This is a genomic window from Sphingobium tyrosinilyticum (assembly GCF_042654265.1).
Lineage (GTDB): Bacteria > Pseudomonadota > Alphaproteobacteria > Sphingomonadales > Sphingomonadaceae > Sphingobium > Sphingobium tyrosinilyticum.
Map to the genome: position 1 here is coordinate 1 of NZ_JBHSFZ010000003.1, position 25914 is coordinate 25914.

Genomic DNA, 25914 nt, shown 5'->3' on the forward strand with positions numbered 1-25914 from the left:
GTCATGCCAGGCTGGCCTCCTCGTCCAGCTGACATGGTGAATCACATTTCTGAGCGAAGGGGAATCCCAATGATTCAGTCCGGTCAGATTTTGCTCTAGAGCCTTCTGCCGCTTCGCGGGTTTGTCTTTCCAGCGGTCGCGGGTCCGGCCTTCCTTGATCGCCGTCTTTTCTTCCTCGGTGTTCCCTTGTTCGGGCGCGGGCACGACCGTCGCATCGATGATCTGCCCGCCCATAGCGAGATAGCCCCTGTCCGTCAGCGGCATCGAAGCGGGGAAAGAGCTTGTCGATCGCTTTGGCCTTTACCAGTAGCTCCCTGAACAAACCACACCGTCGTCGTATAGGGCACCGTTCCCTCGAGCCCCAGCCCCAAGAAACGCTGGAACGAGTTCCAGTCCTTGATCTGGAATTCCGTCGCATCGTCCGACAGCGAGTAGAGCGCCTGCAGCACGAGGATCTTGAACATCAGCACCGCGTCGAACGGCGGCCGCCCGCCCCTGGCACTGGGACCGCGGCACAAGGCTGAATCAGGGGGCCGCGAAAAACCTCAAAATCCACCACCGCCGCTAACCGTTCCAGCGGATCCCCTGCGGCGCACAGCGCCTCTATTGGTCCGAAAGATCAAAGAACACGGCTGTCCTGCCATCCCCGCCTCCGCAGGCCCACAATGGCAGTGAATCGCCTCAAGCCGTCAGACGCCACCAGTTTTCGCGGTGTCCAGTTGCCAACCAAGTCCACCTATCCGCCATCGCCTACAACCTCAAGCGCACCATGAACATTCTCGCCGTTGCGCCATGAAAGTTGCCACTACCACGCCCGGCGACGTGGAGGGCCCTGGAACCCGCGCTGGATAGGCCCAGAATTTATCACTCTTTATCGCTCTAAGCCCACCCGTGCACAGGTCTCATTACACATTATTGCGCTTGAATTCTTCAACAGACCTCACGCGTTCGACACCTTCGCTGTAGGTTGCGAAATGGGGGAACCGCATAAATTCAAGCCCATTATGAACTCCCCGTGGCATCTCCGTTGGCTGCAAATTTTTAATATCTTCCCTTCCATTTAACATGAATTGAGAAAAGGTATAAAGACGGGCGGTCCTTCCGAAGTAATGATAGACAACGCTTCGCCTACTCAGTGCAGGATTTACACGCGGAGTCCCTCCATGCGCCAACAAGGAATGCCATATCACCACATCGCCTGCCTTTATCTCCGGTGATATCCGTTGTGCAGCGCGATCGCGCTCCATCGAGATAAATTCTTCGGTCCAGGCATTTCCAATTTCAGACACTAGATCATCTAGGCTTTCTACACTCTCTGGACGTTTCCACCGCTCCTTTAAATCCGGACGCCGAGCTACAACATCATCGCTATGGTAGAACGGCCACGTATGGCTTCCGGGAATATAGAACAATGGTCCAGCATCTGGATCTATATCTTCAAGCGCGACCCAAACGCCCGCCATCGAATATGCTGGCTCCGGCCAAAAAAATATGGCGTCGATATGAGGACTCTGCTCACTTCCCTTTTCAAATTGCAATGAACCAAACAGCACTGGACCTTCGCCAAATGCCCAACTCAAAAAATCGATGATTTCAGACTTAGCCGATATATTCATCAGATCGGGATACACCTGATGAAGCTGACCTATACGGTCGCCAAACCCGTGCACATCACGGCGGTCATCTAATGTAAGACGGGCGGCAGAAACTATTTCATTGTGGGCATCGATTTCAGATCGACCTACCACACCGGGAATACAGACGAAGCCTTCTTCATGCCATTGCTTCTTTAGATGCATAGAAACCAAATTGTTCCCTATGCCGCAATACTGCTCCGGAACCACCTTGTGCGGCTTCGGCCCGCCATGATTGTCCATGAATTTAGTCCTTAACGCGGAAAGAAATTGGAGGGTGTCAGGATAAGGCTTAACATTCAGAACACTGCAGACACGGAAGAGGAGTTCCGTATCGTCCGAACATTGGCGACCCTCATGATCGGCCGATCACAGGAGTGGCGAATGCGCTGTCGAATCAGGGTTTCCATCGTACGGGGATATACCCTCCGATTGACTGCGTACTTGGTACGGCGGTGCCAGTATGAGCGCAAAAAGCCTGCCAAGCGAGTTGCGTTGATAATAGATCCCAAGCAGACGGAAGATCTCCTTTTGCCTCCGCTCGCAAAAGCGGAGAATACCCGACACGTTTACCATGCGCTGCAGCATATGCTCCTAACCACAAACCGAGTTCGGCCTGGCAAACTGACTTAGGTGCATCCGCCAGCGCATCGACCAAGAACGATGCCCGCACGAAAAACGCCTCAGATGGCGGCGCTGCAATGCAGTGCGGCTTCAGCCCCAAGGCATAGGGACCAGAATAGTTCTCGTCTTTTCCATCAAGCGGCGTGTTAAGCCGGCCCACTGAATCAAACGAGTAGCCAGCTGAAATGATTTTGCCGTTCGCAATTATTGGGCCGCACACGACGGCAAGGTCGCCGACAAATTCCAACAGTTTGACCACTTCGCGCCCCGCGATGTCAGAAAACACTATCTCATGGGCGAGGAGGGCGACAATTGCATCGGCCTTCAGAGTCTTCACACAGGCAGCGAGCTCATCACGATCATGGACGTCGTTCAAGGTGATCGAAGCAAAGCCGCTCGGGCTGGCGAAGTTGGACCCTGAGAATGAAATAAGCGGGGGCAAATCGACTGGTAAGCGGTCAATCCACCATTCTTCAGCTCCTCGCCATATCGGATAGGGAGCAGGGACAGCCTTACCAGTCATCCCCAACCGCGCAATCTTCCGACTTAGCACATGGCGGACTGAAGCGGACGAAACGGTGTTCGTCGTGTCGGAATTGGATGTGCTGCGCTCGTGATGTCGCCAGTGGCACAGGACCCGCGGTACATGAACGATGTTCACGCCAGCAGCAGCAAAGCGGTCCACGCTGTCCCAGTCATGGCAATATTCGGCGCCAGCATCGCTATAGACGTTCAAATCCAAGGCGATTCTGCGGTCCATTGCGACCAAGTGCCATATCCAAGAATTTTCCAGGTCAAGCACTGGATCCCAACTTGGGCGGCAATACGGCAGCTGGATATTGTCTCCGAGGATGATGTCCTCGTCGCTGTAAAGCATCGCGGGTGGTCGCGTATCTGCGTTTACTGCCGCTGCAAAAACGGCCAGCGCATCTGGAACCAGAAGATCGTCGCCATCTAGCGGTACGATATAACGACCGGAAGCCGCTTCCAGCACGTAGCGCATGCCCCCAATTATGCCAAGGTTATCGTGAAGACGGAGTATACGCACACGACCATCGGCAGTAAGCGTGTCAAGAATGTCATCAACTTCTGGCGGTACCGGGCCATGGGCCAAAATAACCCATTCATAATTTAGGAATGACTGACTGGCCACGCTAGCAGCCGTGCGTTCAAAGAAGGCAGCGTCCGTCCCGCTGTAAAGCGTCGTGAGGATCGAAAACATCGGTATGGTTTCATGCTCGTCCGATATTACGCAGCCTTGGTCTGGCGTCGACCAGCTGCCGTAAGTCGGCAGGTCTGCGACGTCCGGAATGCTATAGGGCACGGCAATGCGCGGCTCGTAAGCCTCGCCAAGCCGAATACCGAAGTCAGGCGATCGCAAGCGGCGCTCGGGTAGCAGCTCGGCATGGGCTGACAGAAACACTCCTTTGTCCCGCGCCGAAACCATGTCGGTCAAGTCGAGATTGGTTTGGGCACTGAGGATTGGCGAATAGATTATCCGGCGCCCTGTTTTCGCAGCATAGCCACCGATCCAGGCAGATAGATGCGCAATCGGCGCATCGAACAAAATCGCGTGTCTGATCGCGTCTTCCAGAAAATTTGGCTCGAACACGGCATGTTGCACCGAAACCGCATTTACTGATCGCTGCTTCCACAACTGAGCAGCATAACCGGGATCGTTCATTGCTCGTCCACGGTCAGGCGAGTCGCAACCACTACCGAATCCTAGGAACTGGCCTCCATCGACGAGGCCTATTTCATTGTATATTCTTCCACCAACGGCCACCGCATCGCTGTGAAGTTCGAGTTGACCAATTGCTTCCCATGCCCACTCGTCGTTATCTGGGTACGTTTCTGCAAACAGCAAATGAACAAGATGTGATGAGGCAGCTGCTTCTCTGACCAACAACTGCAATTGATTAAGACCGTCGCTTATCTCCATAGAGACAGTACGATGATCAATCTCATCGGGAATGCGCGGATTGCTTCCTTTCGAGCCCGGATCTTTAAGGGACACAGCAACCGTCATGATCGGGCGACTGTCCATACGTTTGCGCTTCCACCACCAGTCGGGCGTCCGTCCAAACAATGGGCTAGGCTCCAGCGAAAACTTGTCTCCCACAGACGTCCCAGCTCGCATCCGTTCAAGCACGGCACGTTGCGAATCGAATACAACCGGCTTGGTTTCCATATTTCCGCCAGCCGTAGACTGAGTGTGAAGCCGCCAACTGTACAGGATTTGCGGTACGTGCACTGGCACGTGACCGGCATTGTGGAACCGCGTGAAGGTATCCCAATCATGGCTACCCTCTGGTCGGCGGTCGGAATAGGCTCCGAGCTCGAGCGCTAGCTTGCGGTCAATTACGCACAGATGCGCGATATAGCACTGCACCGAGAACAGCACCGGATCGAAATCCGGCTTTTGAAATGGCATCGACAAACGCTCGCCGATTAGCTTGTCTTCATCGGTGTACAATAGGGCCGGATAGTCGTGCTTTTGCACATACCAAGCAAGCGTGCGGATGCAGTCTGGAAATAGATAATCATCTGAATCAAGCGGCAGGATATACCGGCCCTCTGCACGCTCGAGACAATAGCGCATTCCAGCTAAGATGCCGAGATTTTCCTCAACTCTTTCGAGACGGACGTACGAGCGACGCGCGATCCTTTCAAGCGTGGCCCGCGTGTCGGCCCTGGAAGAGCCATTATCAAGGATGAACCACGTAAAGTTCGTTCCGCCTATCTGTCGTTCCAGGCTCTTGGCAAGCACCTGGAGATAGGCCGGCGCAGTGTTCCACACAGTCGTTACGAAGGTGAAGAGTCCTGCTTCCGCAACGCCCACGTTGAACCGCGCGCGCCGTTTAGCTGCTGCCGTGAGAAAGGCGGCATAATCGCTGCCTGGCTCAGGGGCTGGCAGGCAGAGGCTGATCGGTTCATCAACAGGCACGCCAGCACCCGGGTTTTTGATGACGCCTTGCTCAATCAGACGGTTCGAAATGCATGGGATGATTTCGGCGAAAGCCTCATCCCAACTCGCTGGAAGATCGAGCTTTGAGGCGCTATGACGCGCCGCCACATCGTCAAGACGCCCCACAGCCGCTCGTAGTGCTTCAAGGATGGCCGCTACATTCGGCTCTGCAGCGATAATATTAGCCGAAATCCCGGCGAGCCGTTCTGGACTTTTGTTGGCGTAGCTGTTGGTTACAACGATGCCGCCACAGCTGGCCATTTCGAGTGGCGGATAACTTGGATGCGGTGACAGCATCAATGACAGCAAAATGTCGGATTCCCGCATTTGCTGCGCATAACTGTCAAAACCGAGCCACGGAGCGCATTCCAGCATGGCGCCGCGACCGAGCGAGCGAGGCACAAAATCCTCCCCCATGCCAACGATGTCCCATGTATCTGCGTCCAAGATATGCTGATCGACAGCTGCTTTCAGTGCTGCCAGTCCGATCTCGAACAGATTACGTACACCGACTGAGGGGCGGGCATAGAACAGCAGCCGACGCTTTCTCCGTGAGTCGGATTTACTTTTGAGCTGAGGTTGCGATCCAACTACCTTCAGCCGCGATGCAGAGACAAAAGGCGGGTAAAATACCGATCGATCAAGAGCCGGTTCGAAAGCTAGCGCATTCGCTGCGTGGCTGGATTGGGCGAATTTACCAATCGCGTTCTCGATCAGGAAATCACGCAAGATATGTGTGTTGATTACAGGAATGCAGGAAAAATTATAGGTTTCAAGAGCGAGAGCGTAGTGACTGGACGCCGCATAGAAGATCGGTTCAAAATCCTGGATTAAATAAAGAAATTTCTTGCCGCCGACCAATGACGAGGCCGCTTGTGCCATCACTGCGGTCCACCACGCAGTTGCAAAAAACACGTCGTTATTTCCGATCTTTAGTGCACGACTACGATCAGATCCATCGACAATTTCTACATGCGGTAAGCGCTCTGCTGTCCCGCTGAGGTTCATCATCAGATCCCAAACAACGTTAAGGTCTTGGCCAGGCGGTAAGTCGGTCGAAATGATCCGAACACGGTGGCCGATGACGGCCAGGCGATAGGCCAAGTTAAGCGCTGTATTAGGCCCCCCTGATAAACTTTCCTTCCGCACCGCAGGCAGCAGAACGTTGATCGTCGGGAGCAAACTGAGTTCCGGGCTAGCGTGGAGACTGAGCGGTATTGCCGGACTTAGGGACAGCATCATGGAGGATGATGCTGACTCGGCGTGATCGGCAAGTCTGCCGAAGCGCGTGCCAATTGCCGTCAGGTGGGTTGAAAACTTTCTGCGCGATAGCAAATCCGAATTCTCTGCCAGCATTCTGCTTCGCCAAGGCGTCCCGCCACCAACAAACTGGCGTAAATCATGCTCCACTTTTGCGCTTAGGCGGCTGTCGAGAATTATCTTATAACCCAGCCTGCTCGCAGCCAGGCATAGTTCAATTCCTGCGCGGGCATCCTCATGGTCAATGCCAGTGAACTTCACGCCGCTACGTAGCACATCTGCACGAATGCAGAGCGCCATCACCGGGAATGCTGCAACAGGGCGACGAACTTTCACCAAATGCGGCGGGCAGGATTCGATCGGCCAACCAAAAAACGGCGTTCCGACAAAATCATCCAAGCCAGCCATCAGCCCGAGATTTTGTATAGCGCCGTCGTCATGAACCAACGGCCCGCCCACTATGCCTGCTTGAGGATCGAGTTCGAGTACACCGATCGCTTCGGTTACGGCATCCGCTTTCTCGATCGCAACGCTGGACGTGATGATTGCCTTAGCAAAGCTACCGAGCCGAACCTGGTTTATTGCGTCGACCAACTCTCCATAAGTGTCAACCGAGATCCATTCATCGACAATCTGAGAGATTGCGGCGGTAGCGCGCAATTGCGCGACCTTAGCTTCCAGGGCGGCGGGATACACGACACGACGCCATGCCGTGTTTTTGCTAAGCTTATTTACATTATCTGCCGTGGCGCCGAGTTCGCCGGTATCGAACGGCACCACGAAATCGATATCTATGGCCGGCAACATGTTGTGAACGCGCCTGGCGTGGTACCAGCCCGGCACATCTGCAAACAAGGGTTCAATTTCGAAGCGGTCGGTCAGCCCGCGACGCTCCAAGCTGGCAAGAACGACCTCCCGTTGAGAATCGACAATGTAATCCTTCGCTGCAGCATTACTGGCAGTCGATTGGGCATGGACGCGCCAACCATAGAGGACTTCAGGCACGTGAGCGACATCGGCGCGATTTTCAGTCAGGCGGAGCAAAGTATCCCAGTCATGAGACCCACGCGCATAGTCATCGCTATACACGCCAACCCGTTCGCCGGCAGTGCGTGCAAAAACAAGCAAATGGGCGGCGGGAGCGGTCTGCATCGCTTGTGACATGGAATATTCGCACCGCCAGATGAGTTCCAGCGGCGCGCCCTGTTGATCAATCTTCTGTTCATCGCTGTAGATCACCACGGGCGGGTTTGCAGGATCGCGCCGCAGCACGTCGGCGATCAGTGCTAGCGAATCTGGATAAAGCAGATCGTCGGAATCGATCGGAACGATATAGTGACCAACGGCACGTTCGAATACGAAGCGATTCCCGCCAATTATGTGTAAGTTGCGATCAGCACGAAAGAAACGGAACCGCGGGTCACGATCGGCGATCGTTTGAACGGCGGATCGTGACGTGGGATCAGTTGAGCCATTATCGAGGATCAACCATTCAAAATCGCCGAATAATTGCGCTTCCACCGAATCGGCTAGGTCGAAAAGGAAGTCCGGTGCGGTGTTGTACACCGTGGTAATGATGGAGAAGGTCGGGTAAGTATCGTGGAAGACCGGCCTCTCTATATTCTTCCGGCGTGCCGACAAACGTTCAGCCAAACGTCGCTCAAAACTATCGCGCCATACCTGATTCTTTGGCGGAGCCCACAAATCTTGGTTCCGCGAGAACTCAGGTGCCGCATCAACCGACAGTCCTTTACTTTTCCCATTGCGTATGTAGTGAACAAGCGGATTAACGCCTGGCATTGCCGCTGCCGCGTGTTTGGTGATGTAGCGCCTGATACCGAAGTCAGGATGTGGATCACGCCCTTCCGCCGCACCACATTGGACGAAATGGACCAATGGATCGTAGCCGTGCAGCGGGACATCCGGAAAGCGAGCGCAATAGAATTCGCGATCAAAAGCGTCCGCTCGTTTTATTGTATGGTAGTCAGCCAGCTTGTTGGCTGAGAAATATGGGCTTGGCGCACGGCCGCTCTCTATACCGTAGGTCAGAAAATGAACGAACGGGTTGATCTGCATCGCCTTTACGTCGGGATTTTCACCGACGTACCAGTCCGTCCAGAACAGCGGGCTGGGGTTTCGCCCTTCCGCCACTCCATGGTCCAGATAATGCCTATAACCGTTTATGTTCGCAGCGGCGACGTCAGGATTATGATCTAAATACCATTGCGTATCGAACCAGCCGTTGGGGTCCCGCCCTTCGTCCGCCCCATGTTCAAGATAATGTTGCAACGCCCCCATGCCAGCCTCAGCCACATCGGGATATTGTTCCAGATACCAGGCAACATTGAACAATGGCCCAGGCTCACGTCCCTCGGCGATACCATGTGCAACATAGTGGATTAGCGGATTGATCCCTGCAGCAGCGACGTCCGGGTTATGCTGCAAATACCATCTGGTACTGAAAAATCGGTTGGGATCGAGCGCCAGCGCCGCCCCGTAGTTTATATAATGATCGTATGCTCTCATTCCGCGAGGAATCATGCCTTTGTACATGGTAACGTACCAACCGGCATCGAACAATGAAGAGCCAACCGGGGGGTTAGCCGGCTTTATCAAACGCTTTACTAGGCTAGCAGTCCGTTTACGCGTGATACGAAGTGGCATTCACCATTTCCCCGACAAAAATACCTGGCAGAAGACTATGCGCGACCGCTCGGCTTTTCATACTGTGCAGCGGTTCGAAACCACCATCGAGCAGTATCAGCCAAGCCTTCGCGTAGGCAAAAGACAGGCCGAAACCCTAAATCGCTGTGCAGTCTATCGACTGTCCCGTAAAGCAATGGCGGCTCGTGGGGATCCGTCGGCCGAGCGCCAAACCGGACACTTTCTGGCCGTCCCATCGCCTCAGAAAGAGTGCGAACCACATCGCCTACGGGGACGCCGGATCCCGAACAGACGTTAAATATGCCCTGATAATCGCTGCGTAACGCTGAGATGAAAGCACCCGCGGCATCTGCAACGTGCAAGAAATCGCGCCGCTGTGTTCCGCTGCTGACCTCCGGTTTGCCTCCGTCGCGCAGTGCGACTGCAACGTCGGATACCAATCGACCCGCCGCCTCGCCCGGACCGTACAGCCAAAAAATTCGCCCCCAGGCTACAGAATGCCCATGGTGATCGGCATCGCGCAGCACCATGCGACGCAGCGCATCCTTGGTAACTCCGTACAAGGTAGCGGGATTGGTCGGCGAAGTACGTTCATCAAGTCGGCCATCGCCCGTCCAATCGTATTCAGCACAACTCCCAGCGAGCACGGCCCGTTTACCACCTGAATCGTGAAAGGCGCGGACGAGTGCTAGGCTGGCGGCGCACCAATCCAAATTGTCCGGGGCGTTCCAGAATTTACCCGGAACCGCGTTCCAAGCCAAATGCAGCAAATGTGTTGGCTGCACCTGGTCGATCAGCGCGGCCGCGGCTCCCGGTATGATGAGGTTCGCTGCCACATGTTCCGCTCCGATGAGCTTCATCGCGGTACGACTGCTCCCGACGACCGTAGCACCTTCGCTTGTAAGTTGCGCAATCACGTGGCGTCCAACGAAACCACTGCAACCGGTAACTAGAATCTTCATGCCGACCAGTCAGGATATGAGGCATCGCGGCTAGACAGAATGGGATTTGGCAAAGGCCAATCAATCGCGAAAGTCGGATCGTCCCAACGCACACCCCGACCGAAGCCAGAGCGGAATGAGGGGGTGATCTGATAAAGCATGTCGGTATCGTCAACGAGAGTTTGAAAACCGTGTGCAAGACCAGGGGCAATATACAGCCCCGTGCCGCTATCAGCCGTCAACCTTTCAGCTAGCCATTGTCCTCGCGTTGGCGAGTCGAGGCGAAGATCGATTACTACATCGACCAGCGCACCACGGACGCAGCGCACAAACTTTGCCTCGGCGTGCGGTGCTTCCTGATAATGCATTCCTCGCAGGGTACCCGCGCGTGTATTTCTAGAGAGGCTTGATTGCTCGAATACCGCAGGCAACCCCTGCGCGGCGAATTCTGCTGTACAAAACGTGCGCGCAAAAAAGCCTCGGTCGTCCGGCATGAGGGATAAATCGACACGCCAAACGCCTTCTATCGAGAGGGGCGTAAAGATCATCGGTGGACATGGACCGTGGGAATGGGAGTAACGAACGCACAGCCCCAATCACGCACATGGGCCATCTGCTCCATGATTTCATCTCGCAGGTTCCACGGCAGGATGAGGAGATAATCAGGCTTCTCTCTGTCTATCCGGTCCGGTGTGTAGATGGGGATACGCGTCCCAGGAAGAAACTTCCCGGCCTTATGCGGGCTGCGATCCACAGTGAAGGCGATAAGATCGGTCTTTACACCACAATAATTGAGCAGTGTATTGCCCTTGGCTGGCGCGCCGTAACCCGCCACGGTCTTTCCTTTCCGTTTAGCTGCGAGGAGAAATTCGAGCAGAGCAAGCTTGGTCTCGATCACCGCGTCAGAAAAACGGCGATATGTAGCGAGATTCGATAGGCCGGCAGCATGCTCCGCTTCGAGCATGGCCTTTACAGCGGGCGTGTCGCCCCGCCTCATATCGTCTTCATGAGCGATATACACGCGCAACGAGCCGCCATGCGTCTGAAGCTCTTCAACATCGTACACCCGCATGCCGTGCTCGGCGAACATCCGGCGTACGACAGTGAAAGATAAATAGCTAAAATGTTCGTGGTAGATCGTATCGAACTGGCGCTGCTCGATGAGCCGTAAAAGATGCGGAAATTCAATATTAGCGACGCCGCCCTTTTTCAGCAGGACGGGATAGCCTGAAATAAAATCATTGATGTCGGGAACGTGCGCCAACACATTATTGGCAGCCATCACGTCGGCTTGGATGCCGCGGTCTCGCAGGCGCTCAGCCGTTGCCCGACCGAAGAACGCGACTTCGCTCTCAACACCGCGCTCCTCCAGCGCCACGCGCGCGGTATTGGCTGTCGGCTCGATCCCCAGCACCGGCACGCCGGACTGCTTAAAATATTGCAACAGGTAACCATCATTCGAGGCGATCTCGACGACTAGGCTTTCCCCTCCCAGCTTCTCATCCGCAATTGTCTTCAGCGCATACCGTTTGGCATGGGCCAACCAAGATTGGGAATAGGACGAAAAATAGGCATACTCGTCCGAAAACATATTCTCGGCTTTCTCAAAATCAATCAACTGCACAAGCCAGCAATTTCCGCATACATAGGCGTGCAATGGATAGAACGGCTCCATCGCGGCGGAATGCTCCGGAGCGATATAATCGTTAGAAATTGGAGACATCCCGAGGTCCGCGAAGGACACTTCCAGCGGTGCACTACAGAAACGGCAAGTCGGGTTCATTTAGCAGCTCCGGAAAGGGCTTCGTAAGCCCTGATATGATTCATTGTAACAGTGCGTGCTGATTGCCCAGCGGCAACCGACTTGTACCAATCCACTGTCCAGGCAAGCCCTTCCCCGATCGGCAACCGTGGCCGCCAACCAAGACCGAGACGCGCTTTGCTGGCGTCAACGCGCAACAGCATCGCTTCATGAGGACGGACAGTTTCATCGCGACCCCAGCCCACCCCTGAACCCCATGCTTCGGCCAACGCATCGACAATCCGGCCGACCGGCCAAGCATCATCGTCAGGGGGACCAAAATTCCAGCCCTGCGCAGCATCGGCACCGCGCTCAATCAACGCCTGAGCCAACATGAGGTAGCCGGTGATCGGCTCCAAGACATGCTGCCATGGCCGGGTCGAGAGAGGGTTACGGATTAATACATCAGCCTGTCTGCTGAAAGAGCGTACGCAATCAGGAACAAGCCGGTCAGGCGACCAGTCGCCCCCACCAATGACGTTGCCCGCGCGAGCCGAAGCCAGCAGCGGGCCCTCCGGCCGGTTAAAGAAGGAACGACGATAAGATGCAGTGACTAGCTCCGCACACCCCTTGCTGGCACTATACGGATCGGAGCCGCCCATTGGTTCTGTTTCGCGATAAGCCCAAACCTGCTCGGTATTCTCGTAGCATTTATCGCTAGTCACATTGACGATCGCCTTCAGCCCGGGACTGCGACGTGCCACCTCGAGCACGTTGATCAGACCCATGACGTTCGTATCGAACGTCGTGACCGGATCTTCGTAGGACGCGTGGACCAATGCTTGGGCAGCCATGTGCAAAACCACGTCCGGACGCGCCGTGACGAAAGCAGCCTCGACGGCGGCCGCATCGCGGATATCGGCAAAGCCACATCGGTTGCCCGGGCGCCCGATCGCGTGCCACAAAGCCTCACCGCCAGAGGCCCCCGCAGGCGACAACGCGAGACCGTAAACCTCAGCCCCGAGCAATTCGAGCCACATTGCGGCCCATCCACCCTTAAAGCCAGTGTGTCCAGTCAATAGCACACGCTTGCCGCGCCAGAAGGTAGACGATGGAAACAGTGCCTGCATCACCACATTTTCCACGGAGCGTTGCCGCTCTGCCACAGTTCCTCGAGATAGTTCTTGTCGCGCAACGTATCCATCGGCTGCCAGAAACCCTCGTGTTGATATGCCGACAATTGCCCATCGCGCGCCAAACCTTCCAAAGGTTCGCGTTCCCAAGTCGTGGCATCACCCTCAATGCGCTCGATGACGCGGGGGGAAAGGACAAAGAAGCCGCCATTAATCCAACTGCCGTCACCCTGCGGCTTTTCGATAAAGCCGCTCACCTGCCCATCGTTAATGTCCAAAGCACCAAACCGTCCCGGAGGACGGACGGCGGTCACAGTCGCATCGCGGCCACCCGCAACATGACACGCGATTAGCTTAGGGATATCGATATTTGCCACGCCATCGCCATAAGTCATGCAAAATGTGTCATTACCGATATGGTCCGCAACGCGTTTAATTCTGCCGCCCGTCATTGTGTCAGCACCAGTATCAACTAGCGTGATCCGCCATTTCTCAGCGCGCGAATGATGGATATCCAAGCCATTCTGGCTGAGATCAATCGTCACATCCGCCATGTGGAGAAAGTAATTAGCAAAATACTCCTTTACAAAATAACCTTTATATCCAAGACATATCACAAAATCATTTAACCCAGCTGAAGAATAAATTTTCATAATATGCCAGAGCATCGGCAGCCCACCAATCTCCACCATCGGCTTAGGTCGCAAAGAAGTTTCTTCTGATAGCCTAGTACCTAGTCCGCCAGCCAGCAAAACTACTTTCATATTAAGAAAAACCCCAGCTTTCATTTGCCCGTCAGTCTCAACCGCTTGGACACGGTACTTCTTAATCGCAGCCACAGCCGATGCAACCGCTTTTGGCTCAAAAAAAGACGAAGATGCCTCCAGTTGAAATGAAAGCGACAAAGCCTTACGCGTTTGGGCAGCTGACCGCCTTAGATGACTGGCACTTCAGGAAGGGGCGGCAGGCCCGCTGAGGCCACTATAAATTGACTTAGCGCGGCGCCGCTCCCTTAGAGATACCATGCATTTTCCTCAGGGTGAGCAGCCAGGTCGAGCCTAGCCTGCGAAAAACGTGGATGTGAAGCGGGGTCATAATCGAGCCAGCGCCCCCAGCGCGATAGAAAAAGCGCGACCTCTTCCCCTGGCGGAATTGCTTCGCCGCGTGAGGCCTTCTCGGCATGAGTGAACTGCGCATCCGGATTGTAGACGATCCGGTAACCCATGTTACGGATACGCAAGCAAAGATCAACGTCGTTGAACTCCAGACTGAAGCGTTCGTCGAAACCATGCACTTGGTTTAAAATCGACAGTCGGGTTGCAAAGACAGCGCCGGTGACCATCGACCATTCCCGCTGCGCCACGGCCCAATCATTATATGTCCTCGCCTCGGTTGGCCAGCCAAGCCAAGCATGGACGACCGTGCGAAATGATGGAAACATCCCGACATGCTGTATGCTGCCGTCGTTGTAATATAGACGAGCACCGACTCCCCCGACGCTCTCATCGACCGCGAAGCTCAAAAGAGCAGATAGCCAGTCAGGTGTCGTTGGGACGGCATCATCATTCAGGAATATGATCTGCTCATCTTTCGCTTCACGCCATAATCGATTCATCTTGCTCGAGTAATTGAACGCTTCACTGGATGTGCGCGGCGTCTCAATCCGTTTCAGCTTGAACGGCCATGGTCTCTTAATCCAATCAGGTTCCCCGACAATGTCATCGCCCACGATCACGGTGACGCGATCCATTGGCCATGCCGCCTGCGCAATGTTCGTCAAAAGAGCCTCGATGTAGGTTTCCGTCGATTTTGGCCGATGAGTTCGCCGTGTGGGTATCACGATCGTAACTGAAGGATGATCTTGGCTTGCGAACCTCCGCCGTTGCAGTATTAATCCGTGCGCATCTCCTTCAACCAGAGCAATTTCGCTAAAGCCTCTACGAGCCGTAAGGGCGGCACGGCGGGCCGTGGTTTCAGCAACCGGCCGCTTCCCTTTATAACCAATTAGAACTTCCGTGATCCGTGAGATGACACCCCCTGCATCAGCCACGCGCAATATCAAATCGTAGAGCACAGCCGTGCCGTGTGCTCGATCTAGCCCCCCGACATCTTTCAGCATCTTCCGGCGAACGGCGACCGGTGCACCGATATAATCCTGTGCGACGAGGAGCGTATGGTTGAAATCGGGCTTGAGGTTGAGCCGAGTGAGCATGTCTTCCCCTGCCGCAACGTCGTCAGCGTAAAAGAGCGACACATCTGGCCGGTTCATGGAGGAACAGCGGAGAACATGGCTCATCTCTGGCGAAACATGAGCGTTGCGCGGCGCGAACAGAAGCCAATCGTTCAAGTCGCCATCAGGAATAGGCGCGCCGTCCCATGATAGATCATCTTCCAAGGGAATCGGAAGCAGACCTTGGGTCGGAGGAAAATCGCTGAATCGCTTTGCGCCGGCAAAATTAGGGTAGATCTGAGGTGGGAGCGGAAGGTGCATCATCTTTTTCCGCCGTGGCGCGGCGGCCGAAAGGCGCGAATTCTCGATCGCGCTTGCGAAGCTCACTTGGATCGCCTGTGCCACGGCTTCATAAGACAGGAGTCTCTCTATTTTGGCCTTTGCCGCCTCACCAATAGCGTGGTCGCCCGCTTTGATAGCCTTCGCTGCCTGCACCAACTTCTCAGCGAAAGCGTCTTCATCGACCTTTGCCCAACGATGACCCGCAAGATAATGGCCATAATTCTGATCTAGCGTCCACATTGTCGATGGGACGGGATAGCCGCATGTAGCGTCGATGAAGTCCTTTGTTCCTGCATAGTCGGTCGCTACAACCGGTTTGCCGACCGCCATGGCTTCAGCCACCGTGAGCCCAAACCCTTCGGAACTGTGGGGCGATGCGTAGATGTCTGCCGCCGCCATGAGGCTCGTGACCTCATCGGAATGGAGCGATACTTCAAGGATGTGAACGCCCTGCGTCGCCTCTGCGAGCCTGGTCAGGGCCTCGCCAGCTTCAGGGCGATCATGAAGATGCTTTGTCTTAAGGACCAGCGTCCATCCCTGCGCCGCCAGGCCCGACGCCGCAAAGGCGCGGATCAGGGCATCGGGGTTCTTGCGGATAAGATAGCTGGCTCCATCGAAGATGTAGAGGATCACCTTGAGGTCCGGGTCAATCCCGAACCGGCGCAGCGTCGCTTCCCGGTCAGAAGCGATGCGCACAGGCACGCGCACGGGATGTGGAACCACATCGACCGGCACAGCGGCTTCGGCGGCAAAAACTTCCGCGCAATAGGTACTGGGTGCCCAAATCCGGTCAACGGAATTCAACTCCTGCTGCCACCCTGCCGGCAGTTTGTCGGTTTCCCAGACCCAATATCCGATGCGCTGCTTTGCCGATCGTATGATCGCACGCTGTTCGTTGGTTAAAACATTCCAAGAATCGGGATTCAGATGGACAATGGCTATGTCGGGGCGACCGTTGAAATCTAGTGTCTCGATAGAAGGACAGATAAGCCGATGGATGTGGAAGGGCTTTGCAACGGGATAAGCGTTCACGCGTGCACTTGTATGACGTATCGCGCTCAACATTTCACGTGCAGCGGCGCCGAGGCCGTTATCGTAGTTCCAAGGGCCGAAATAGGCGATGCGTAACGGATGATCATCACTGATGGAATCGAACTGCCGACCATCAACCAGAAGATCGCTGCGAGGCCCTGGCGGCAACGAGGAAAGGTCGGCAGCTCTGAGCACAGCGCGAACAAGCTCTACATCGAACCCTGCACTTTCGAGCACGAGCGGCCATTGTTCGCGTACCTCCTTCAGCATTGCATGCTGGTCGGTGACTTCCGCAAACTTATCCCGCAGCATAAGAATTTTGATGAATGGAAAGCCCTGCTCGATCAGTTCGCGCCAACTGAAAAACGTCGGATTAGCGGAGAAGGAGCCGGCATAAAGCGCGTGAACGGTAAGGCCGGCAGCTTGCATGGTCGAAGCGAAAGGCACTTCATACGTGCGGATGACTTCATCCTTGTCATCGATGCTGCGAAGGTCACGAATGAAATGCTGGAAACCCCAGGAACTGAGCGCCTTTGGCTTCAGCCCTAGAAAATAACTCTGGACGTGCCAGCCATATTCGTGGCTGGCGGTCAGGGCGGCAATGTCGGCGGGACATTCGCGGACTTGGGCCATCATTGCTCCGAAGACCTCAACATCAGCCGTGGGAATGACGCTGTCATTCGTCATCACGAGCAGCCCCGCACCGAATAGGGAGGGACAGAGCTGCAGGGCATGTGCCCATGCGCCAAAGTCATATCCTGCGTTATCCCGCACGATGACGCCTGCGGCGGCGGCTATTTCCTTTTCCAGCAATTCCAGCGGACGGTCGACGATAACGACGAGAAGAACGGAAAGGCCCGTTCGAGAAAGCTGTTCAATATAAGGCAGTATATGAGGCTTTAGGCGTCCTGCGGGCGCATGGGCGACAAGCAGCGCAGCGTCATCGCCCGGTGCGAGGATCAGTTCCTTGACGATGGTATGGCGCGCGCCGCCTGAGTGGTGCATTGCATCATGGGAGGCGCTGCCCTGGCACTGACGCCCTTCGGCTCTTCCATGCAGAATATAATGCAGGAGCGGGTTCAATCCCGAGACTCCTACATCTGGATATTTTGTGACATAATATCGTGTATCGAAATTCGGCCCTGGGTCGCGGCCTTCCTTATGACCATGATTTAAATAATGCTGTAAGGCGTTCTGGCTATCGGCACTGATATCTGGATTATTTTTCTCATACCATTCGGCATCGAACAAACCATCCTGGCGATTTTCATCAGTAGCAATGATAGATTTAAGTCTCTCAAATTGCCGACGTCTCTTTTCAATTTTTCTTTTTTTTGTACGAAATATAGCCCTTTTTAAATCGCTGCCCAGACTCATAACCCAGTTCCTGTATTGTATTTCATATTTATATTTGAAGTATTATCTGAACAATTTTCTCAGCTGTTTAGTAAACAAGCGTTTTTTATCGATGTCAGCAGAGGGCTTCTCCTGAACCTCCTCCCCCAGATATCGGTTCGGGCGGCGTTCGCCATCGCTGATCGACACCAAATTCCGCAAGTCAAGCCGCCCCACCGCCTCATCGGAAAAGGCCGGCGTATAATAAATGCAATCGTCGAAATAATAGTGCGTGACCTGGGACCAGCGGGTGAGGCTAGGATTATTTTGCCGGCTGCCGCCGTGCAGTAGGTTCGCGCACCAGATCAGCGCCTGGCCCTTGCCTGCGAAGAAAGTCTCCTCCTGAGCGCCATGCGCATCGCACAGCGCGCGCCATGCTGGGCCATAGGGATCCTGCGCCGAGCGCAGTTCGCTGCCATAGCCGCGGCGTCCGATCAGGCCGTTGGTCACGATCGGCCAGCGATGCGACCCGGGATAATAAAAGAGCGGCCCTGAATCGGGTCCGATATCCTCCATCGCCAGCCATACCCCGCACATGAAGCGCTCGGGCATACTGGAGAAATGCACGGAGTCCGAGTGGGCTTCCTGCTGCGTTCCGACCGGGAAATTCAGCGTCTGGAAGGGGAAGGCCCGACGGCCATAGAGCTTGCTGAGCAGGTCCAGGACGTTCTCGTTCGTAGCAACGGCACGCACATCCTCATCGAACATCCACGCATCCTGGATGCGACGTTCACCTGTCGTCTTGTCGCCATGCGGGTCGGTAAAATCAATGCCGTAGCGTGGCGACAGGTTGCTCTTGATGCGCTCAATCCGGGCATCCAGCTCGGCATCTGGAAACTCGAATACGGCATAGCCCTTTTCGTAGAGGCTGGTGGCAATCCGATCTTCCTCGGCAGTCAGTCCTCGAGATGCCTTGATCGAAGGAAACAAGGGAGATTCGATCAGCGGCATACCAGGAAAAAGATTGGACACTGCCCATCAAGCCTTTCTGTCGGATGATTCTGAGGTGAGGCTATCGCCTTTTGCCCTGCCAAGGCGATATTTGATATGGTTGGCGATCATTCGAACCATGCGCAACTGCCCGCTGCGGCCATGCCTGACATCGTTCAGGATGCTTGAAAAATCATGGCTTACCGTGGCGCGGTCATCAAGCTCACGAAACACGCGCCAGAACGCCTCCACCCCGATGGCGCGGGGCATGTTCCATACACCATGATAGCCAAAGCTGGTTTGCAGGTCGCCGCCTCGCTCGGTCGCAAACAGGTCCGCCAGCTCGGGCGGCGCAAAGCGCATCCCCCTCCCCTCCAGCCAGCTACGATTGGTTCGGCCAATGGCGATATCTTCGGGATGCACGGCTTTGAATTGCGGGTCGCGACAGGCCTCCATCAGCCGCCGGCTGCGCAGGGAGAATCCACCATTGCCGACATCATGGCCATCGTCGAACTGCGGCCAGGTCGCCCCGATATAGTCATAATCGAGAAATTCGGGCCGCCACCGCGCCGCGTCGAGCACATGGCCATCCCATTGCGCAACCAGGCAATGAGATGTGACGACATGATCCACCATCTGCGACAGGAGAAATTCCGAATAGGCCGCAGATGAGCCGAGCCGGGTGATCGGCACGACCGAAATGGCGGAATTCTCAGGCTTGATGGGCGCATCGGTGAAAAGCTTGCAGGCAGCAAAATCGATTTGAGCCAAGCTTGCCTCCAGCGCCCACACTGTCGCCGTCACATTCACGGATGTTGCTGCGCACAGGGTCACCTGCGGCAGGGCAAGGCGGGCGGAGCGAGCGGTCTTACACTGAGCCATCATACGCGTGTTAAAGCTTTATTACAAATTGTTCGCTGGCGCGGCTCAGCTCAGGATGATGAAATGGATCAATCGTCTTCTGCGTGCCCCACCGCAGCTGGAGCGCCGCCAATTCCGTGGCTAAGCGCGCGGCTCCCACAGGATCGCGATCTAAGCCGCGCGAGACTGACTCATGGTGGATCAGCGTGGCGCGCGGCTCGTAAAGCGATTGCCAACCCTGTCGGTTCAATCGCATGCAAAGGTCCACATCATTGAAAGCGACCGAGAAATGCCGCTCGTCCAAGCCCCCCACGGCGAGGAAGCGATCCCGTTTTACCACCAGGCATGCTGCGGTAACGGCCGAAGTAAATTGCGGCAGCGCATGCCGCCGGAAATAGCCCTCTTCCTTCGGGTGGAGGAAGCGATGGGCATGTCCCGCCGCTCCGCCCATGCCAATCACCACCCCCGCATGCTGAATACGGCCATCCGGATAGAGAAGCTGCGCGCCCACCGCGCCGACATCGTCGCGCATGGCCTGAGCCGCCATCGTGGCAAGCCAGCCCGGCTCTATCACCTCGATGTCGTTGTTCAGCAGACATAACAGCTGCCCTCGCGCCGCTGCAACGGCGCGATTATTGATCGCAGAATAGTTGAACGCGCCTGCATGCCGCAAAACGCGATGGCGTCCGGGATCAAGCTGAGACAAAAATTCCAGCGTGGCGGGATCGTCGCTGTCATTATCGACAACGATCACCTCAATGTCGGGGTAATCCGTCGCTGCGACGCCCCGGAGGCATGTTTTCAGCAAGTCCAAGCGATTGCGCGTCGGAACGATAACGGTGACAGGTGATAAATTGCCCGCCTGAACGGAAGCAAGGGCAGCCGCCTCCGGCCTGGGACGCTTCCGGCGATGATGCAGCACTTTGCGGACATGTAGCGGCGCGCTTTTTCGTACCGCACGCAGGACAAGTTCACGACCCCAGTCCTTCGTCGATGCCAGAGCTGCTATGTCCTGGCTCGCGCTCCGCAGGATGCAGGCGCCTGACAGATAGTCGAAATGGCGAAATAACTCGCTGTTCCAATCCGGCTTGAAGTGAGGCGAAACACGCCGACGCGCCTTGTCCAGCAGATCGTCATCGGCATAAATGAGTTGGGCTTCTGTCCCAGAGATCGCCTTGCGGTAGGTTGCCGCCGTTCCCGGCGCGACACTGTCTCCTGCCGCAATCGGCATCAGCCATGGATCCTGACTCCAATCGATCTGCCGGGCTATTTCGTCCGCTGCGGACGGATGATCTCCATCGACCAGCAGCGCTGCTATGCCTTCTGCCTCCAAGCTACTCAGCGTTTCTTGTAGCTCCCCCTGCCCTGCGCTGCCATCGATCAAGGCTATAATGGGCGGTGCGGCTCCGATGCCCCCCCTGGTGAGCGGCGTGCCATGTTCCTGCAACAGCCACAAGTCATAAGCCCTTCTCGAATGTCCTAGCAAACGGGCAAACTGGCTGCGGGAGCGCAGCCTCTTACGGCGAAGGCGCCACCATAGGGCTCCGAGATAGACGCGAGGGGATGAAAAAAAGGCGTCGGAATGGGCAGAAAGGGTCAGCCACAATCCTGCACGCCTCAAGGAATGGGGGTCTGTCTTAGCCGATTTCATGACCCTTCGCGCTTAGCGGATTGGGGGCAATCGACAAAGGAAAAGCGGCACGCCCATAATCACTTCAATGGTACCAACTTGATGAACGCGCAGCGTTCCGGTGATGTTTTCCTATAAGCGGATGCTCGGAAATTCGACGTGAAGGATGTGCCCATATTGACCAAGCGGATGGCCACTGGCGGCCTGCCTGCCCCAGCGGCTCAGTTACGCGCCACCCATCGAGGGGGAAAGACGTCAACACATAGCTTGATCGAGGGCAAAAGCTCGCGCGAAACTTGCGTGTGAACCGCTAAAAGTCAAGGTAAGTTCGCCGTATGTTGTTTAGTCATGAGATTCAAAAAGGGGGATTATCAGTATTCTACCTTGCACGTCCTGTGTTGACATCGCCACGACGCTCAGACCAAAATGTCCACACGTCGAGGCGTCAGAAGCTGGCGGCGCGCCCAACTCGGGAGTGCGCGATTGTCGATATGTCGGACGGCCGCGCCGCGCTGCTGATCCGTCTGATGCTTCAGAATGGTGGACGGCTTTCCAACAGCAAACGCGATCGTTACGACGAATTGACCGAGGCCGAGATCGCAACGATGGAGCAGGCGGTACAGCGAGCCCTGGCCACGCCGCCTGACGTGTGAGATCGAGTATAGACCAGCGAGAATAGTTAGAAATCACGCAACCAATCGAGATTCGGTTACAGGGAAGCTGTAAACTTTAAAGCTGCGGCTCCAAGCTGGAGGGGGGGCCGGTCCCGCGCCGGTCAGGCAGGGGATCGATCCACCCGCAACTTCCATGACGTCATTTGGTCGGAATCGGGCGGTCTGGGCCGCCAAGCGATCAAACCCATATTCATGCAATCCGATTGATTATCCCCGGCAACAATGCGACTCTCCACTAAGGAGGCAATTTCCATGACCCCATTGGGCATATTCTGGGCAAGCGCCCCCGCTGACTTTGCCAAAAGCATTAAAAATGGGCCAGAAATCGCGATCAGTCCTTGTGTTGACATCGCAGGGGTCGCAAGTTCAATCCTTTCCGTGACCCCAATAACGCCCCCTCAAGTAATCGGCTCGCGAGGTTTATTGGATCGGCGATGTGTATACAGCAGTTCAGCGGCTAAGTGGGTCCAAAGCGTCGGCCAGGGAATCCACTGCGATCGCCAGCCTTTCGTCGAGTAGCGTGAGCAGTTGGGTCCAGCCCAGCATGTCGTCTAATTCGCCAGGACCGTCGGATATGCCGCGCAGCCCCATCAGTGGGACTGCAAAGCGCTGGCAGGCGCGCGCTATGGCGAAGGTTTCCATATCGACCATATCGGCGTCGATCAGCGCATACTCATCGCCGCCGACGATGTTGGCGCCGGTCGAAAGACGCGCCGTGGGCAATGCGAGCGGGGTGTGGAGCGGCAGATCTACAGGGTGATCCAGGAACGGCGTCACGCCCTTCGTGAAGCCGAGGCGAGAGGCGTCCATGTCGCGCCAGGAGACGCTGGCGACTTGATAGACCTCACCCAGTTGGCAAGTGCGCGATCCTGCGGATCCGAGCGACACGGCCAAATCTGGCAGGGCGTCATGCTGGTGAAGGTGCTGAAGCGCCAGACTGGCCGACATTGCGGCTTCCACCGGGCCGACGCCGGTCATCAGCGGGGTGAAGCGGGATTGAAGATGCGGACCATATTCGTCCTCGATCGCCATGACGAACAGGACGCGCTTTCCGGCGATTGTCTCGCAGCGGGCTTGGGGCGGTGGGAAACGCATCAATGCAATGGTCAATTACCGGCGAATTCGAGAAGAGCCGCGGTAGCGATGCCATCGGCTTCCAATGCCGACCGGCCGCCGAGGTCGGGGAGGTCGATGGCGAAGAGGGCCAGGAGGACGGTGGCGGCCTGCTCCCGGAGCAATTGCGCGGCGGCGAGGGCTGTACCGCCGGTGGCGATGAGGTCATCGACCAAGAGGACGCGGGCGCCCTGCTTTACTTGTCCTTCATGCATTTCAAGGCGGTCGGTCCCATATTCAAGGACATAGTCGATGCCGACCTTCTTCCCCGGCAGCTTCCCCGCCTTGCGGATGGGCACGAAGCCCAAGCCGAGCGCCTGCGCAAGAGCAGCGCCCAGAATGAAGCCTCGCGCTTCGATTCCGGCGACGAGGTCAGCGTCGAGCGGGCGCGCAATGTCGGCCAAGCGGCGGATCAGCTCGGAAAAACCCGCCGGGTCGGCAAGCAGGGTGGTGATGTCGCGGAACTCGATGCCCGGCTTGGGGAAGTCGGGAATGGTCCGTACCAACGCGGCAAGATCATCGATGCTCATCGAAACCCCTTACAAGAAAAAGGGCGCGGTTCCGTCATGAAACCGCGCCCCTTCTATCTTCATCGGCTTGTCCGAAGCGGCGATCAGGCCGCCTTCTTCTTGTCCGCCCAGATATTCTGGTAGGACATATAGGCCAGAGCGGTCGCGATCAGCAGGAAAACGATCGTCGCCAGACCCGCGCGGCGGCGGTTTTCAAGCTTCGGCTCGGCCGTCCAAGTCAGGAAAGCCGCAACGTCCTTCGCCATCTGATCCACGGTCGCCTTGGTGCCGTCGCCATAGGTCACCTGGCCATCAGCCGTCAGCGGCGGCGCCATCGCCAGGTTTAGGTTAGCGAAATAGGGGTTGTAGTGCAGCCCCTCCGGCGTCTTGGCGTCGGGGAAGTGCTTCAGCAATTCCTCGGGCTGCTTCTGATAACCGGTAATCAGTGAATAGACATAAGCGGAGCCATCGTGACGCGCCTTGGTCATCAGCGAAAGGTCCGGCGGGATCGCATTGTTGTTCGCCGCAGCCGCCGCGACATTATTCGCGAAGGGCTTAGGGAAATAATCCGCCGGAACCGGTTCACGGCTCGAAGCCTCGCCGGTCTTGGGATCAACGTCGGGGGTCTTGATCGCCCACTGCTTGGCGATCGCCTTGATCTCCGCCTCATTGTATCCAAGGGCCTTGAGGTCGCGGAAAGCAACGAACTTCAGGCTGTGGCAGGCCGAGCAGACTTCCTTGAAAACCTGGAAGCCGCGCTGCAGCTGCGCCTGGTCGAACTTGCCGAAGGGACCGTTGAAAGAGAAATCCACATCCTTAGGATGCTTGTGGAATTCATGCTCCACCGTCTTGGCAGGCGGTTCGGAGACATAGGCCACAGCGCCCACAAGGAAGGAGATCAGCAGCCAGCCAGCAAAGAAGAGGCCGACGAGAAATGCGCCGATGCGAACCATGTTGATCTTGTCCCCTTTTAGCCGGCGTTCGACGGCTGCGGATCCGCGCCCATGCCGGGAAGCGCATCCTGTTCGCCCTTGATGTTATAGCGGTTGAGCACCGATTCCGTGATCGAGCCCGGCAGCGGCAGCGGCCGTTCAAAGCGCGAGATCAGCGGCAGGATGATCAGGAAGTGGGCGAAATAATAGGCGCCCGCAATCTGAGAGATCATCACATAGGGCTCCTCCGCCGGCGCACCGCCGCAATAGCCCAGGACCAGCACATCGACGATCAGGATCCAGAAGAACTTCTTGAAGGTCGGGCGATAATTGCCCGAACGCACCGGCGAGGTATCCAGCCAGGGCAGGAAGAAGAGCATCAGGATGGCGCTGAACATCGCCAGCACGCCGAGCAGCTTCGCCGGGACGAAGAAGAAGTCCACGGTGAACGCACGCAGGATCGCGTAGAAGGGCCAGAAATACCATTCAGGCACGATGTGGGCAGGCGTCGAAAGCGGGTTCGCCTCGATATAGTTGTCCGGGTGGCCGAGATAGTTCGGCGCAAAGAACAGCAGGATCGAGAAGAGGATCAGGAACACGCCCGCCCCGAAGCCGTCCTTCGCCGTGTAGTAAGGATGGAACGGAACAGTGTCCTGCGGCCCCTTCACTTCCACGCCGGTCGGGTTCGACGAGCCCGGAATGTGGAGCGCCCAGATGTGCAGGATGACGACGGCCGCGATCACGAAGGGCAGCAGGAAGTGCAGCGAGAAGAAGCGGTTGAGCGACGCATTGCCAGGAGCAAAGCCGCCGAGCAGCCAGGTCTGGATCGGCTCACCCACCACCGGAATCGCGCCGAACAGGCCGGTGATCACCTTCGCGCCCCAATAGGACATCTGCCCCCAGGGAAGCACATAGCCCATGAAGGCGGTGGCCATCATGAGGAGGAAGATAACGAGGCCGAGCAGCCAGACCATTTCGCGCGGCGCCTTGTAGGAACCGTAGAAAAGGCCGCGGAAGATGTGGAGATAGACGACGATGAAGAAGAAGCTGGCGCCGTTGGCGTGCGCGTAACGCATCAGCCAGCCCGCGTTCACGTCACGCATCGTCTGTTCGACGGTGCCAAACGCGACCAGCGTGTTGGCGCCATAGTGCATCGCCATGATCACGCCGGTGACGATCTGGATCACCAGCGCGAGGCCGGCCAGAACACCGAAGTTCCAGAAATAGTTGAGGTTGCGCGGGACCGGATAGCCGGCGCCGATGGCGTTATAGACGAGGCGCGGAAGCGGCAGCTTCTCGTCGAGCCACTGCATCGCGGGATGCTTGGGAGTATAATGCTCAGCCCAGGGAAAGCTCATGGT

General features: G+C 56.3%; 16 protein-coding genes and 1 pseudogene. 1 reads left to right on the top strand and 16 read right to left on the bottom strand.

The features are described 5' to 3' along the window. Window positions 1–102 precede the first annotated feature (102 nt). From ACFO3E_RS01770 to ACFO3E_RS01825, 12 genes and pseudogenes are all read right to left on the bottom strand, one after another. Window positions 103–630: pseudogene (locus ACFO3E_RS01770) on the bottom strand (transposase); the annotation flags it as partial. 275 nt (window positions 631–905) lie between these two features. Next, on the bottom strand, window positions 906–1877 hold the full coding sequence (locus ACFO3E_RS01775) for a phytanoyl-CoA dioxygenase family protein (protein WP_380801992.1): 972 nt from the start codon (window positions 1875–1877) through the stop codon (window positions 906–908). Window positions 1878–2031: 154 nt separating this feature from the next. After that, on the bottom strand, window positions 2032–9066 hold the full coding sequence (locus ACFO3E_RS01780) for a rhamnosyltransferase WsaF family glycosyltransferase (protein ID WP_380801994.1): 7035 nt from the start codon (window positions 9064–9066) through the stop codon (window positions 2032–2034). 119 nt (window positions 9067–9185) lie between these two features. Next, window positions 9186–10112: an NAD-dependent epimerase/dehydratase family protein gene (locus ACFO3E_RS01785; protein ID WP_380801997.1), complete on the bottom strand. Its 927-nt coding sequence runs from the start codon at window positions 10110–10112 to the stop codon at window positions 9186–9188. Then, complete coding sequence (locus tag ACFO3E_RS01790) at window positions 10109–10639, bottom strand: dTDP-4-dehydrorhamnose 3,5-epimerase family protein (protein WP_380801999.1); 531 nt, start codon at window positions 10637–10639, stop codon at window positions 10109–10111. Before ACFO3E_RS01790 ends, ACFO3E_RS01785 begins: the two co-directional genes overlap by 4 nt. Further along, window positions 10636–11874, bottom strand: a complete 1239-nt coding sequence (locus tag ACFO3E_RS01795) for a methyltransferase domain-containing protein (RefSeq protein WP_380802002.1) — start codon at window positions 11872–11874, stop codon at window positions 10636–10638. The genes ACFO3E_RS01790 and ACFO3E_RS01795 overlap by 4 nt, the downstream gene beginning before the upstream one ends. Further along, complete coding sequence (rfbG, locus tag ACFO3E_RS01800; RefSeq protein ID WP_380802262.1) at window positions 11871–12962, bottom strand: CDP-glucose 4,6-dehydratase; 1092 nt, start codon at window positions 12960–12962, stop codon at window positions 11871–11873. Before rfbG ends, ACFO3E_RS01795 begins: the two co-directional genes overlap by 4 nt. Continuing rightward, on the bottom strand, window positions 12962–13870 hold the full coding sequence (gene rfbF, locus ACFO3E_RS01805; protein WP_465269432.1) for a glucose-1-phosphate cytidylyltransferase: 909 nt from the start codon (window positions 13868–13870) through the stop codon (window positions 12962–12964). Before rfbF ends, rfbG begins: the two co-directional genes overlap by 1 nt. 107 nt (window positions 13871–13977) lie before the next feature. Continuing rightward, window positions 13978–17886: a glycosyltransferase gene (locus tag ACFO3E_RS01810; protein WP_380802004.1), complete on the bottom strand. Its 3909-nt coding sequence runs from the start codon at window positions 17884–17886 to the stop codon at window positions 13978–13980. A gap of 42 nt (window positions 17887–17928) precedes the next feature. Then, window positions 17929–18876, bottom strand: coding sequence for a phytanoyl-CoA dioxygenase family protein (locus tag ACFO3E_RS01815; protein WP_380802007.1), 948 nt, complete (start codon window positions 18874–18876; stop codon window positions 17929–17931). Between the two features lie 6 nt (window positions 18877–18882). Then, window positions 18883–19605 (bottom strand): DUF5672 family protein, encoded by a 723-nt coding sequence (locus tag ACFO3E_RS01820; RefSeq protein ID WP_380802009.1) that lies wholly within the window; start codon window positions 19603–19605, stop codon window positions 18883–18885. Between the two features lie 121 nt (window positions 19606–19726). After that, complete coding sequence (locus tag ACFO3E_RS01825) at window positions 19727–21151, bottom strand: glycosyltransferase family 2 protein (protein ID WP_380802011.1); 1425 nt, start codon at window positions 21149–21151, stop codon at window positions 19727–19729. Window positions 21152–21723: 572 nt separating this feature from the next. Here ACFO3E_RS01825 and ACFO3E_RS01830 point away from each other — a divergent pair. After that, on the top strand, window positions 21724–21978 hold the full coding sequence (locus ACFO3E_RS01830; protein WP_380802014.1) for a hypothetical protein: 255 nt from the start codon (window positions 21724–21726) through the stop codon (window positions 21976–21978). A 471-nt stretch (window positions 21979–22449) separates the two neighbouring features. Here the strand turns inward: ACFO3E_RS01830 and ACFO3E_RS01835 are convergent, their stop codons facing one another. The 4 genes from ACFO3E_RS01835 to ACFO3E_RS01850 all read right to left on the bottom strand — a co-directional run bounded on the left by ACFO3E_RS01835 (window position 22450) and on the right by ACFO3E_RS01850 (window position 25911). Further along, the gene (locus ACFO3E_RS01835; protein WP_066527059.1) at window positions 22450–23094 is read right to left on the bottom strand and encodes a 5'-methylthioadenosine/S-adenosylhomocysteine nucleosidase; all 645 of its coding nucleotides are present in this window, start codon (window positions 23092–23094) and stop codon (window positions 22450–22452) included. Window positions 23095–23105: 11 nt separating this feature from the next. Then, window positions 23106–23642 carry an adenine phosphoribosyltransferase gene (locus ACFO3E_RS01840; protein WP_380802016.1) on the bottom strand — a complete coding sequence of 179 codons (537 nt, stop codon included), beginning with the start codon at window positions 23640–23642 and terminating at the stop codon, window positions 23106–23108. A gap of 83 nt (window positions 23643–23725) precedes the next feature. After that, window positions 23726–24574, bottom strand: coding sequence for a cytochrome c1 (locus tag ACFO3E_RS01845; RefSeq protein WP_380802018.1), 849 nt, complete (start codon window positions 24572–24574; stop codon window positions 23726–23728). Window positions 24575–24591: 17 nt separating this feature from the next. Then, window positions 24592–25911 (bottom strand): cytochrome b, encoded by a 1320-nt coding sequence (locus ACFO3E_RS01850; protein ID WP_380802021.1) that lies wholly within the window; start codon window positions 25909–25911, stop codon window positions 24592–24594. Between the last annotated feature and the right edge of the window lie 3 nt (window positions 25912–25914).